Consider the following 14,003-nt stretch of genomic DNA (forward strand, 5'->3'; position numbering starts at 1 on the left):
CGGTCTATTTTGCGGTCGGTAAAAATGGCCGATTTACCTTTTGCATTCTAATGCCATTGGCCTGCAGATGGACAAGCGGTGCTTGACCGAGTGGAAGGCGGCTCGTACTGTTCAGCACGGGGTTCTGCAACAAGTGACCGCCGAATTGGTTCATTGTTTTGCGGCTGTTCTTCGGCCGCAAATTGGCCGTCTTTTCCGTTCTAGGCATATGCTATGTTCAATTGCGAACGTCCTGTTGGTGATGGTTTGGTTTCTCGTTTCATTTCGGCACTGCGTAGCGATCGACGCGCTCAGGCTAGACAACGAAGAACTGACTTCGGCACGCAGAATGGGAGAGCGCTGGAAGTTCAGACGCTGGAAGACCGGTTGCTGTTGACCATCGATTTCGACTTCATTTATGAAGGCGAGATTGCAGCCGCAGGCATCGGTTTTGAACACGAAACGGAAGGCCAGACTCGTCGCGACGCGTTGGAGCAGGCGGCCGATCAGCTCGGAAGTATTTTCGATCACACGGCAACGATCACTTTGTATGTGACATCCATCGAAGATGCCGGCAGCGATACGCTGGCATCGGCGGGCAGCAATTTCAGCGACACGCTGACCGACGGATTTGACGGCAACGAAGTCGTCCGTACGAAGATTCTGACCGGCACAGACACCAACGGTGCCACGGCCGATGGTTCGGTCGAAGTGAACTGGGGTAAGGACTGGGGCCTGAGTGCCGATCCCACTCAAATCGACGTTGACGACTTTGATTTTTCATCAACAATCTATCACGAACTTCTGCACGCGATCGGCTTCAGCTCAACGTTAACTGAAGATGGTCGAGACCTGCGGGACAATGACACTTCTGGCGGTGGCACCGGGGCGTGGGGCTACTTCGATCAGTTTTTGGTGGATGCGTCAAACGATCCAGTTGTTACTGCGGGCTTCAGTCTGGATGCGACGGTATACGACGCCGGCAAAGTGGGCGGGGCCAGTCCTGCCGCGGGCTTGTTCTTTAACGGCACCAACGCCAGAAATGCGAATGGCGGTTTGCCGGTGGGACTGTACACGCCGACGAGCTTTGAAGAAGGTAGCAGCGTGTCGCACCTGGATGACGAAAACAGCGCGCTCGACGGCCTGGTGATGCTTTCTGCAACGGATTCCGGCCCGGGGGCTCGGAATCTGTCGACGCTGGAACGAGCCATCCTCACCGACCTGGGTTACAGCTTTCTGGCGGGGGGGCTTTCTATCACTGAAACAGACGGCTCTACATCTGTTTCTGAAGACGCGACGACTGACACGTTCGACGTCGTGTTAACATCGGCGCCACTGGTGGATGTTGTGCTGAATCTGTCGAGCGGCGATACAGACGAAGTGACCGTCAGCCCAGCGACGCTGACGTTTACTCCGGACAATTGGGATGTGGCTCAAACAGTCACGGTGACCGGCGTTGACGATCAGGTCAGCGACGGGCACGTGTCGAGAAACATCACAATTTCCGTCGATGATGCAAACTCTGATGATGGCTACGATGACATGGTCGACGTCGATGTGGCCGTAACAATCCTCGACAACGAACCTATCATTCTCACGACGGACGGAACGGCCAACGCCGACGACATCGTGCTGAACCTGACCGGCGATGGAGAGGGCAATATTGAGGGCGTTGGTGCCACCAGCAACTTTATGGGGACCGACGGATTCGTTTTTAACGGCGATGAGGGCGACGACACTCTGACGATCAATCTGAACGGCAACGCGATTCCGTCCAGTGGAATCGTGTTCAACGGACAGGGCGGAAACGACAAACTGATTGTCATCGGTTCCGGCAATGAAGTCACCGTCTACACGCCGGATGCGGCAACGTTCGGCAACGGCGTCGTGATGGTTGGCGGCGTTCCAATTACCTTTACCGGACTGGAACCAGTCGACATCTCAGGGATGGCAAGCGCCACGTTGAATTTGCCCGGTGCCGATGACGTGCTAACCGTCGAAACCGGAGTCGACTACGCCACAGGGAACGCGGACGCACTGCGAGTCTCTGGCACCAGCGGGGGCGTGGCGATTGAAACGGTCGCGTTCTTCAACAACACGTCCGTCACGATCGACACCTCGACCACTGATGGCGACGACACCGTAACGATTACAGCAGCCGATAACGCTCACGGTAACGAATCGTTAAACGTGATCACGGGTGCCGGAACAGACAGCATCATCATCGGCGGAGACGTGGTGACAACCGGAAACCAACTCTACAGCGACGCCGTCAGCTTAACGGCAGACGTTACACTGACCAGCACAACAGGCGACGTGCAACTTACCGATTCTGTGGCGTTGGACACTCATTCACTGAACGTTGCAGCGGCCGGAAACAACAGTTTTTTGAGTAGCGTAAGCGGCAGCGGCGGGCTGACGTTTTCCGGCAGTGGCCGCACCAATTTGTTTGGAGCCAACAGCTATACAGGCGTGACCGACATTACGGCAGGCGAAGTCTGGGTCAACGATGCCTCAAGTCTGGGCGCGGCGGGTGCAGCGTCTGGCACGAGTGTCGCTGATGGAGCCGAATTGTATTTGACGGGCAATGACAGCTTCGCAGAAGATCTCGCGTTGGCGGGAATCCTCGCGGTGGGAACAACTTCTGCACCAACGTGGTCTGGCCCTATCGTGTTGTCCGGCGGCAGTTCCGAGTTTGAACTGGACCAGCCCTCCGACACTCTGACGGTGTCCGGCGCAATCACTGGCGACGGAGGCTTTGCGAAAACCGGACTCGGTACGCTGACGCTTTCCAGCGCTGCCAACGACTACACTGGCAACACCGTGCTGAGCGACGGCACGACATTTGTGAATGGCACCACGTCGACGGGCAGCGATTTCTTCGTGCAAACGGGAGCAACTCTGGGCGGCACGGGAACGATCGGCGGCACGTTAACGGTGCAGGACGGCGGACGCCTGGCCCCCGGGAATAGCCCCGGCATTATTTCGACTGGTGCATTAGATGTGCAGGCCGGTTCGACGCTGGATATTGAAATCGACGGCATCACAACGGCGGGAACCGATTACGATCAGATCGCGACGACCGGCACGGTCACTCTGGGCGGCACACTGAATTTAATCGATGGCTTTGCCGGCACGGGCTCCACCGGCGACACGCTACTGTTAATTGACAATGGAAGCCCCGATCCGGTGTCCGGCACCTTCGACGGCTTGCCGAACGGAGCCGACGTTGTCTTCAACGGTGAATTCTGGCGCATCGCGTACGACGGCGGCGACGGTAACGATGTGGTGTTGGTGAATGGACCAGCTGGTGTCAGTATCGCAGATGTCTCACAGGACGAAACCAATTCCGGTCAGACGTCGTTCGTGTTTACGGTGACGGTGGATTCCCCGGTAGGAGAAGCCTTCACAGTTGAGTATTCAGTCACTCAACAAACGGCGAGCGAAGTGGACGACTACGTCACCACATCGGGGACGCTAACTTTTAACGGCACGTCATCTGGCGAAACCCAAACGATTGCGGTGACTGTCAATGGTGACCTGCAGATCGAAGACGACGAAACGTTCCTGGTCACGCTGGCCAACATCGTCGGTTCGTCAAACGTCGTGCTGATTGATCCGGAAGCCACAGGCACGATCGTCAATGACGACTTCCCGGCTGACGTGAACCTCAGCGTTAGCAGCGGTGTCGCCACCGAGGCGGCTGGGACAGTCGTGACGCTGACCGCAACGGCGGATAGTGCAGTCTTTGGCGATCAAACAGTTGACGTGGAAGTCACCGGAACAGGCCTTGATGCGGCCGACTACAGCCTATCGACCGTGCAGATCACCATTCTGGATGGACAAACAACGGGCACGGCTACATTCACGGTAGTGGACGATGCTGTGGCCGAACTTAATGAAGTCGCCACGATCTCAATCGCCAATCCGTCCGCCGGAGTAGCCCTTGGGCAAACAGCGTCGCAGCAGGTGACAATCACCGACAATGACGCCGCCGCAATTACGATTGGCGACGTTGTGATGGACGAAGCAGACAACGGCGACACCACGTTCGTGTTCACAATCACGCTGGACGCGGACGTTGATACGCCCGTCACAGTGGACTTCGCCACAGCCGACGGGACCGCCCAGTCGGCAGACAATGACTACACGCCAATCACCAGTGGTTCAGTGACGTTCGACGGAACAGCAGGCGAAACCAAAACCGTTGCCGTGATCGTGAAGGGTGACGAAAAAGTCGAACGTGATGAGACGTTTGTACTGAATCTGACCGGCCTCGACGCAGCTGGCCGCAACGTAACGTTCACAGATGATCAGGCCACGGGGACCATCACAAACGATGACGCAGCTTCGCTGACAATAAACGACCGGAGTGTCGCGGAAGGGGATTCCGGCCAAACTGCCGTCACTTTCACCGTAACTTTGGACGCGGCTGTCGACACGAGTTTCACGGTCAACTACTCAACGATTGCCGGCACGGCAACGGCAGGTAGCGACTATACGGCGGTGACCAATAACGTACTAACGTTTGCCGGAACTGCGGGCGAAACTCAAACGCTGCAGGTCTTCGTCAAAGGCGACGAAGTGGCGGAAGCAGACGAAACATTTACCGTAAGATTGTCAAACCTGTCTGCGTCGGATCGAGACATTCTGGTGTCTGACAACGAGGGCGTCGGCACAATTGTGGACGACGATGGTGTCCCGGTCGTGATTTCTGTCGACACGGTAGCCGCCACAGAACAGGCCGGGACGGTGGTCACCATCACTGCCACCGCTGCGTCGGCCGTAACTGGCAATCAATCCGTGGACGTTGCCGTCAGCGGGACGGGAATCACACCGGGCGATTACAACCTCAGCGCCGTCACAATCCCGATTGCCGACGGACAGACGGTCGGTACCACCACGTTCACGATTCTGGACGATGCCGTCGTAGAACTTAACGAAAACGCGACCATCACGTTGGTGAATGCGTCGGTGGGCGTCAGGTTTGCGGCGACGCAGTCAGTGGATATTTCCATCGCTGACAATGACGCCGCTACGCTATCGGTTGCAGACGTCACTGTTGTCGAATCGGACACAGACGACACCATTCTGGTGTTTGAAGTTGTACTGAACAATGCCGTTGATGCTCCGTTCACCGTTGACTACGCAACAGCAGATGGCACAGCTACTGTGGCCGATGGCGATTACGTTTCGGGCACCGGAACGCTCACCTTTGACGGAACCGCCGGTGAAACTCAAACCGTAGCCGTCGTGGTGACTGGCGATCAGACGGTGGAACTGGATGAAATGTTCGTCCTCGACCTATCCAACGTTATGGCAAACGGCCGCAACGTCACGATCGCTGATGCTCAGGCAGAAGGCACCATTGAAAACAACGACGCCGCTCAACTTTGGATCGACGACGTTTCAATAGAAGAAGGTAATGCGGGCAGTACAACCTTCACATTTACGGTCCGACTGGATGCCGCAGTCGACGGGCCAGTGACTATTGACTTTGCTACGAACGACGGAACCGCAGTGGCGGGAGACGACTACGTTGCCAGTAGCGGCACTGGTCTCACGTTCTCCGGCACGGCCGACGAAACACAGACGATTCAGGTGACAGTCAACGGCGACACGACCGCCGAACTGGATGAAACATTCGTCGTCGACCTGACAAACATCGACGCCAATGGCCGCAACGTCACGATCGGTGATTCTCAAGGCGTGGGCACGATCATCGATGACGACGGAATCAAGGTGAATCTCGGCCTGAGTGCTTCCGCCGGAACTGAAGCCGGCACAACCGTGATTACCGTGGCGGCGACAACTCAGGAAGCTGTCACGCAGGACCAAACCGTGCAGATCATGGTAACGGGCACCGGTGTGACTGCTGGCGACTACACACTGTCGACGACGACCATCACAATTCCGGCCAATCAAGCCGTCGGTCTGGCCACCTTTACAATCGTGGACGACCCGCTGGCGGAAGACACTGAAATCGCAATGCTCACGCTGCATTCGCCGTCGGTTGGGCTAAGTCTTGGAAGCGTCCGTTCGCTGCCGATCAGTATCGCAGATAACGACGCCGCGTCGCTAAGTATCGCGGACGTCAGTATGGAAGAAGGTACGTCCGGAACGTCGACCGTGTTTACCTTTACGGTGACATTAAACGGCGGCACGGGCGATGCCTTCACCGTTGACTACGCGACCTCCGATGTCAGCGCGGTGGCGGGAGACGACTACACGGCGACAAACGGCCGACTGACGTTTTCCGGAGCCGATCAGGAAACGCAAACGTTCACGGTGGAAGTCAATGCCGACAGCGCCATCGAACCGGACGAAGACTTCCTTGTGACTTTGTCGAATATCATTCCTACTGGTCCCGTGATCACGCTGGCGAAGGCAGAAGCGACCGGAACGATCGTTAACGATGATCGGCTGGCCGTGAATCTCGCCGTCAGCGAGAGCAGTGTCAGCGAAGTCAGTGGCACCGTCGTCACATTAACCGCCAGTGTTGACACTCCGGTTGTGGGTAACCAAAGCGTTGAAGTTCAGGTTTCCGGTACGGGCATTACAGGAAGCGACTACACACTGTCGTCCGTCACCATCAATATTCCCCACGGACAGATGTCTGGCTCCGCAACGTGGTTCGCAAAACTGGATGGGCTGCTGGAACCTGCCGAAGTCGCGACTCTGGCGATTATCAATCCATCCAGTGGTCTGGAACTTGGAACCAACACGTCTGACGATGTCGTGATTGTCGACCATACAACAGTTGTGCTGGATTCAGTCAGCAAGTTCCCGGGTAACCAACCAACACTGACCTGGCAGGATGTTCCCGGAGCCGTCGGCTACGAAATCTGGTTCTCTCGAATCTTCCCTGCGACAACTCGAATCTATTCTGCCAACGACCTGACGCTTAGCGAATGGACTCCACCGGAAACCCTCGATCCCGCGTTCTATCGATATTGGGTGCGAGCCTACGATGCGAGCGGGACCACTTCCTTCTGGTCCGACAGCAAATCCTTTGAAGTGCAACCGACCCTGGTTTCACCACTCACGCCGACCTTCAACAAGCGGCCCACGTTCGAATGGGACGCCATCCCGTTTGCAACGTCTTATGAATTGTTCGTCCGCACCAGCAGTGGCGACATGATTATGGACGATCTGACGGACACCACGTGGACTCCGACAGAAGACCTGCCCGATGGCAATATTCGATGGTGGGTGCGAGCGACCGATGCTACCGGTAACCGTGGCTGGAGTGAGGTGGGGCTGACAAGCGTCGACAGCCGCACAACGGTGCTCACGCCAACAGGTTCCGGCACGGACACCACTCCGCTGATTTCCTGGGTGCCGATCATCGGCGCGGGCCGCTACATACTGCACGTGCAGAACCTTGATACAGACACCGTGGCGATACGCGAAGAAAATCTAACCACCACGTCGTACACGCCAACCACGCCGCTGCCAGCGGGCAATTTCCGAGTCTGGGTGAAGGCGATCGACGCGGCTACGAACACGTTCTCGTCCGGTCTGTGGAGTCGCGGAGTCGACTTCAGCATCACGGTGACGGCCCTTGAACCTCGGGAAACCGATTCGGTGCCGATGATTCAACTGACAGTGCTGTCAGCAGAAGGCTCAAGCGTAAATGCCGTCGTGAAGCAGGACTCAGCTGATGAAGCAGTGGTTGAACGACCTGTCGACCGTGGTCAGCTTGAACTCACTGCCGACCAGCGAATGGTGAATGCCCCGTCGGATGCAGCCGTCGCGGTCGCGTCGTCCCACGTCAAGGCCGCACCAGTCGGTGACAACACGTTCCTGGACACCGAATTGGCATGGTTGGACAGCGTGATGGCTCAGCTTCCGCTGATGTTAGAGTAGTCAATGGTCGGCCAGTAACACCGCGCCTCGGTTCTTCGCTATCGAGGCTGACATTTGCTGCGGGGCTGCAGAGCGTCAGTAACGAACTGCACGACGCCGACGCCGTGGCAAGTGAATCCTGTTCCTCACGTACATCCGCAGCTTTGAGCATTTTCAAATGCTGCCGTTGTGGGGGGGCAGGTCTGTCGCTGCGGAAGTACCTTCGGTTTGCCCGCCACTCGTGTGCATCCCGTGCCCTGCGCGACGGCGCTAAGCTTGAACCGAAATAGCTCGGTCGGGCGGAGGACACTTGGTGGTTCACCGTTGATTGTCTGTGACCGAACTCAAGCCTGACCAACACCGACTCAAAATAACAGGACGTGCCGCGGAACTAGCGTTTGACGACTTCCACCAGAATGCCACCCATTTTCATGACTTCATGAAACCGCGTGAACCACAGTTCGCGGTCCCATTCCAAGCCCACACGATCGCAGGCGTCTCGCAATTCGCCGCGTGAAAATGTGCGGCACTTCCAGGTGTGGCTGGTGAGCAGCCCGGAGATCGAGTCTTCTGTGACAAGCAGCAGAGCCACGCCGCCTGGTTTCAGTACGCGAGCGAACTCCGACAGGCCTGGCAGCGGGTCCGGTATGTGTTCCAGCACGTAGCCACAGGTGACGCAGTCGAACGAGTTATCTCGAAACGGCATTTGCATCATATCGGCCGCCACAAAGAACGGGCGATCGGAATCCAATCGTTCGCGAGCTCGCCGCAGCATTTCTGCGGACAGGTCGAATCCGACAATTTCTGCGTCGGGTTGAGCGGTCTGAAGCAGGTGCCGAATGATCTGACCGGCTCCGGATCCCACGTCCAAAATGCGGTCAAAACGTGACGAATCGAATCGGCCAGACTTAAAAAGCTGGCCCATCAAAGGTTCATGAAGCGACAGGATACTGCTAAACTTCAGCACGGCGCCCTGAGGCCCGTCGTACAGTTTTTTAACTGAACTCTGATACTGGTTTAACGGCTGCTCCCGAATTCCGCCAAATTCCGCAAACCGACGCACCTTGCTTTTTGCTGCTGAACGCCACTTCGATACTGCCTTCTTCACGATGACTCCGATTCATTAAACAGGTGGGACTCACCAGACATACCAACAGCATCGATCTGCGTGAGGGTGGAAAAGCATACCGTCGATCCACCACCAGCCAAAGGCCGCAGCGGCCTGAAATGGTGGCTTTTTACGGCGAAGTTCCTGGGGGAAGTCCAGGCCCGCCATTATTCGTCGACAAACCGGCCCATTGAGTCGTAAGTCATTTATTCAAAACATGTTGCAGCTTCTACGTCACCCCTCAAAATCCGGTCAATTCGCAACGAACCGTCAGGAATTGAGTGACCGCCCCTTGAGATTTTGCCGGTCTCACGCCATTATGTGGCACGAAAAGAGGCGAATGTACGCGAGAGAAAACTGAGCCTTTTGATTGCCTCATCCGAACATTGGACGTTTTGAAGAACAAGGTTCCTTGCGAGTACTCTTCGTCTGTACAGGTAATACGTGTCGTAGCCCGATGGCTGAGGCCGTTTTCAGAAGGCTGGCCAGCAACCGGCTGGACTGTCACGAACAGAAATTGTTGGATCACAAGATCGACGTGTTGTCGGCCGGCGTAGCGGCTGCCGACAGCGCTCCGGCGGCTGCTGAGGCGATTCGTGTCCTGGGAGACCGGGGAATCGATCTTTCAAATCACCTCAGTCAGCAGGTGACCAATGAAATGCTGGAAAAATCAGAATTGGTGCTGACAATGACAGCGAGCCATCTCGAAGTTCTTCGAAATGCACGGCCGGATTTGGCAGACCGAATGCGAGTGTTGAGGCCGGATGGGGGCGATATCTCCGATCCGATCGGCGGCGGATTAACTGAATACCAGGATTGCGCCGACGAGATTACCAGTTGTCTGGATTCTCTCCTCGACGACTTAATCAAAAAGGATACCCCGGGCAAATGAGAATAGCCATCGCCAGCGATCACCGTGGCTTTCAGATGAAAAACCGACTGATTCAGTTGGTTCAAAGTCTGGGTCATGATGTCACCGACTTCGGCCCTGATTCGACGGATAGCGTCGATTACCCCGACTTCGCACAGCACGTTTGCGAAGGAATCACGTCTGGTGACTACGATCGTGGTGTGCTGATCTGCGGTACGGGTATCGGCATGTGTATCACGGCTAACAAGTTCGACGGAATCCGAGCGGCCAATTGCAACGACAGTGTGACGGCCGAATACAGTCGTCTGCACAACGACGTCAATGTCGTCTGTCTTTCGGCCGACCAACTCAGTGACCAGCTGGCCGATCAGATTCTGCAGATCTGGTTGAAAGCCGAATTCGAAGGTGGTCGCCACGCTCGGCGATTGGACAAGATTGCAGAGATTGAAAAATCGCCGTCTGCCGAACTCACGCCAGGTGCTTGAAATCCGTTGAACGATCCTCTGCCGCCGTGCCAACTGCATGTCGACGCGATTCCGCAAACCGGCCAGCGGAACATGCAGCTCGACGGCGAAATGCTGCAACAGGTCGTGGATGATGAATCCACTTCCATCGTGCGCATCTACCGTTGGGATCAGCCCACTGTTTCGCTGGGCTACTTCCAAAAGCACGATGAACACACCGATCCTCGGTTGCAGCAATGTGATCGAGTTCACCGCGTCACTGGTGGTGGTGCGATCCTGCACGACGACGAATTGACTTACTCGTGCGCCGTCCCGGCCGTTCATCCGATCCGCAGCCACCCAACGGAATTGTACTGCGACGTACACTCAGCAATTGTCAGCGTGCTACATACGTGCGGTGCGACCTGTGCGATGCGGAAGGACACCGCACCATCAGCGGTCGATCCCAATGCCGACGAACCGTTCCTGTGTTTTCTTCGAGCCGACCCGCGTGATGTCGTTCTCCAGGGACACAAGATTCTCGGCAGCGCCCAACGCCGGCGCAAAGGGGCCATTTTGCAGCACGGAAGCATTCTGCTTCGGCATTCAACATTGACTCCGGAAATCCCCGGCATCATTGATCTCTGCCCCGATTTTGACGTCGTTCAATTTACGGAACTGCTACCGAAAGCAGTCGCGCGGGCGGTCGCCAACGACATTTGCTAACGGCTTGTTGATTCGTGGCAACGCTGATTTTTGGAGCGGATGCAGTTTTTGCGGGCGTTCCACTGCCATGCGTCTGTTATCGTCGTATGATGGCGAACAGCGGCCAAAGCGACGGACTGGGGGAAGCAATCATGTGGCATACTTCGAGCGGCGATCGGATTCTTTCGGGCGCAGAAGCGAAGCTGTTCAAAGCGGCTTTAACCGGTCTGGTTGAAGAAACGATGCTGTCAGACTGCGACTTCTGCGGATGCGGCATCGAACTGTTTGATGAGCTCACTTCTTCACAGCGACTGGCTGTCCTTGAAGGGATCGCAACAGCGCTGCTGACAGACACGGTCGATATGCCAAATCTAACCGCGGTCAACGAATCCGCGGTCGCAGCGGTGTTTGAGTACGCCAGGTTTGAGGTCGAACTCGAAATCGACGATTGCACTGCGGGCACCACGTGGCGTCAGATGGTCTTTGATTCGTACCACGAATGTTTCGCAAACGAAAGCGGTAGCGATTCAGAGCATTGCTGTCCGGCACACGCGGGCAGCGACTGTCGTACTGAATGGCATTGGGCCGTTGAATCCCTCGCGGACCGCGTTCTGTGGGATCGCGATTTTGAGATGGTTGGCAGCTTTCTAGATGAGCCCCCCGAAAAGGCGGCCATGATGCGGCAGGTGCTGGGCATCGACGACGACTATTTCTCCGCCGCTGCCGACGATTTCACGACACGCGATGCCGCTGAGCAGTCGATCGGGCGTCTGACCAGAATCCTGCAGTAGCATTTGTCCTGCAAAAAATCGCGCCATCGACGACTTGAACTTGTTGGCCCCGCGTGTAGAACCGCACGCAGTGTCGCTGCGCACTTCGCGTATGTGCACCAGGAAGGCTCGGCGAGACGTCATGGTCAACATTCTATGGGATCGCTCAACCCACGCTTATATGCTCCGTTCTGAGGTGACCCTGCCGGCCAGCAGAGACACGCTGTTCGAATTTTTCAGCGATGCGTTCCAGCTGGAAAAAATCACACCGCCGTGGCTGAATTTCAAGGTGGTGACACCGGCCCCGATTCAAATCCAAACTGGCACACTAATCGACTATCGACTGCGCCTGCGAGTGATCCCGATCCGCTGGCGGACAGAAATCTCGACCTGGAACCCGCCGCATTCCTTTACTGACCGTCAACTAAAGGGGCCGTACTCTCTGTGGGAGCACTTCCACAGGTTCGAGGAGGTCGACGGCGGAACTTTGGTGACGGACGAAGTTCGCTATCGAGTACCGGGCGGCGCTCTGGTCCATTCGCTGTTCGTGAAACGCGAACTGGAAAAGATATTTCAATATCGGCACGATAGGATCATTGAATTGTTTAGCCACTCGAACGACGTTTCCAACGTCGCCGATTGAGTCCAGGTTTTTACCGCTTCAAATTTCAGAGTCTGCTTTATGGCCGCCGTCGACGAGCTGCGAATCGAGAATTGCAATCAAGCCGATGTCAACAGCGACGGTCAGTACGTCGTGTATTGGATGATCGCGAATCGACGTTTGCACTACAATTTTTCTCTGCAACGAGCCGTCGAATGGGCCGTTGAACTTAAAAAGCCGTTGCTGATTTTCGAAGCGCTGCGCTGCGGTTACGAATGGGCGAGCGTACGTTTGCATCGATTTGTGTTGCAAGGAATGGCAGATAACAAGGCGGTTGCGTCCAAAGCGGGAGTCAGCTACTTGCCGTATGTGGAGCCAGAACACGGCGACGGCAGCGGCCTGCTGAAACGGATCGCGAAAGATGCGTGCGTGGTCGTCACGGATGATTTCCCCTGCTTCTTTCTGCCCCGAATGGTCAAGGCAGTGGCCGATCGGTTGCCGGTGAAGCTGGAAGCCGTTGATTCCAATGGCATCTATCCGATGCGACATACTGATCGCATTTTCACGCGGGCATTTTCTTTTCGCAACCACTTACAGAAAACGCTGACTCCGTTTCTTGAAGACTTTCCCGTCCGCGATCCGCTTTCGCACAAATCGCTCAACAAGCAGGATTGCATCCCGAAGGATGTTACGAAACGATGGCCGCCGGCCAGTGACAAACTTCTTTCTGCCAGTGCGGACGTGCTCGCTGAGTTTCCGATCGACCAGACGGTTGGGCCCGCCTTTCTGGACGGTGGAGAAGTCGCCGCTCGAAAACAGACGAATGCGTTCGTTAAGAAGCGTCTGGAACGCTATGCGGATGATCGCAACCAACCCGACGACGATCCCAGCAGCGGACTGTCACCGTATCTGCACTTCGGCCACATTTCCGCTCACGAGGTCTTCCAGAAGGTTGCCGCCAGCGAAGAATGGTCGACCGGCGACTTGAATGACGTGAAGAAGACGAAGGGCAGCCGATCCGGTTGGTGGGGCATGTCACCTGCCGCTGAATCGTTTCTTGATGAACTGATTACCTGGCGGGAGATTGGCTACAACGCATGTTGCCATGATAAGAATTATGCAGAGTACGATTCGCTTCCGGACTTCGCGAAGACCACTTTGGAGGAGCACGCTGACGACGAACGCGAATTTATCTATTCGCACGAAGAATTTCAGAACGCAGCCACGCATGACGAAATCTGGAACGCCGCTCAATCACAGCTTGTTACCGAAGGTCGCATGCACAACTATCTGCGGATGCTGTGGGGCAAGAAAATTCTCGAATGGACGGAGACGCCTCAGCAGGCGCTCGACATCATGATCGATCTAAACAATCGCTATGCCGTCGATGGCCGAAACCCGAATTCCTATTCCGGTATCTTCTGGGTGCTGGGCCGCTATGATCGAGCCTGGGGGCCGGAGCGTCCGGTGTTCGGAAAGATTCGCTTCATGAGCTCCGACAGTACTCGGAAGAAGCTAAAGTTGAAGGGTTACCTCGAACGTTATTCGCCGAGTGATGGCGATTAGAGCAGTTTCTCTCTTGCTGTGGACAACCCGGGCTCGTGCGAAACAGCCTTCATCGACTGAAACGCTTATGCCGCAGCCAGAAGTCAGCGAAACACGCTGTAGCTGTTTCGCG

General features: G+C 56.1%; 8 protein-coding genes. 7 read left to right on the forward strand and 1 reads right to left on the reverse strand.

Annotated elements, in window-relative coordinates:
• Nucleotides 1-213 precede the first annotated feature (213 nt).
• Nucleotides 214-7,848, forward strand: coding sequence for a Calx-beta domain-containing protein (locus Fuma_RS07310; RefSeq protein WP_077023547.1), 7,635 nt, complete (start codon nucleotides 214-216; stop codon nucleotides 7,846-7,848).
• A 370-nt stretch (nucleotides 7,849-8,218) separates the two neighbouring features.
• Here Fuma_RS07310 and Fuma_RS07315 read toward each other — a convergent pair whose 3' ends face one another.
• Nucleotides 8,219-8,935, reverse strand: a complete 717-nt coding sequence (locus tag Fuma_RS07315; protein WP_077023548.1) for a class I SAM-dependent methyltransferase — start codon at nucleotides 8,933-8,935, stop codon at nucleotides 8,219-8,221.
• Between the two features lie 412 nt (nucleotides 8,936-9,347).
• Here Fuma_RS07315 and Fuma_RS07320 point away from each other — a divergent pair, with 412 nt between their 5' ends.
• From Fuma_RS07320 to Fuma_RS07345, 6 genes are all read left to right on the forward strand, one after another.
• On the forward strand, nucleotides 9,348-9,827 hold the full coding sequence (locus tag Fuma_RS07320; RefSeq protein WP_145944030.1) for a low molecular weight protein arginine phosphatase: 480 nt from the start codon (nucleotides 9,348-9,350) through the stop codon (nucleotides 9,825-9,827).
• Nucleotides 9,824-10,291: a ribose 5-phosphate isomerase B gene (gene rpiB, locus Fuma_RS07325; protein WP_077023550.1), complete on the forward strand. Its 468-nt coding sequence runs from the start codon at nucleotides 9,824-9,826 to the stop codon at nucleotides 10,289-10,291. Before Fuma_RS07320 ends, rpiB begins: the two co-directional genes overlap by 4 nt.
• A 6-nt stretch (nucleotides 10,292-10,297) precedes the next feature.
• Nucleotides 10,298-10,975: a lipoate--protein ligase family protein gene (locus tag Fuma_RS07330; protein WP_077023551.1), complete on the forward strand. Its 678-nt coding sequence runs from the start codon at nucleotides 10,298-10,300 to the stop codon at nucleotides 10,973-10,975.
• A gap of 131 nt (nucleotides 10,976-11,106) precedes the next feature.
• Nucleotides 11,107-11,745: a hypothetical protein gene (locus Fuma_RS07335; RefSeq protein WP_145944031.1), complete on the forward strand. Its 639-nt coding sequence runs from the start codon at nucleotides 11,107-11,109 to the stop codon at nucleotides 11,743-11,745.
• Nucleotides 11,746-11,866: 121 nt separating this feature from the next.
• The gene (locus Fuma_RS07340; RefSeq protein WP_077023553.1) at nucleotides 11,867-12,367 is read left to right on the forward strand and encodes an SRPBCC family protein; all 501 of its coding nucleotides are present in this window, start codon (nucleotides 11,867-11,869) and stop codon (nucleotides 12,365-12,367) included.
• Nucleotides 12,368-12,406: 39 nt separating this feature from the next.
• The gene (locus Fuma_RS07345; RefSeq protein ID WP_077023554.1) at nucleotides 12,407-13,891 is read left to right on the forward strand and encodes a deoxyribodipyrimidine photolyase; all 1,485 of its coding nucleotides are present in this window, start codon (nucleotides 12,407-12,409) and stop codon (nucleotides 13,889-13,891) included.
• Nucleotides 13,892-14,003 lie beyond the last annotated feature (112 nt).

The organism is Fuerstiella marisgermanici, assembly GCF_001983935.1.
Taxonomy (GTDB): Bacteria; Planctomycetota; Planctomycetia; order Planctomycetales; family Planctomycetaceae; genus Fuerstiella; species Fuerstiella marisgermanici.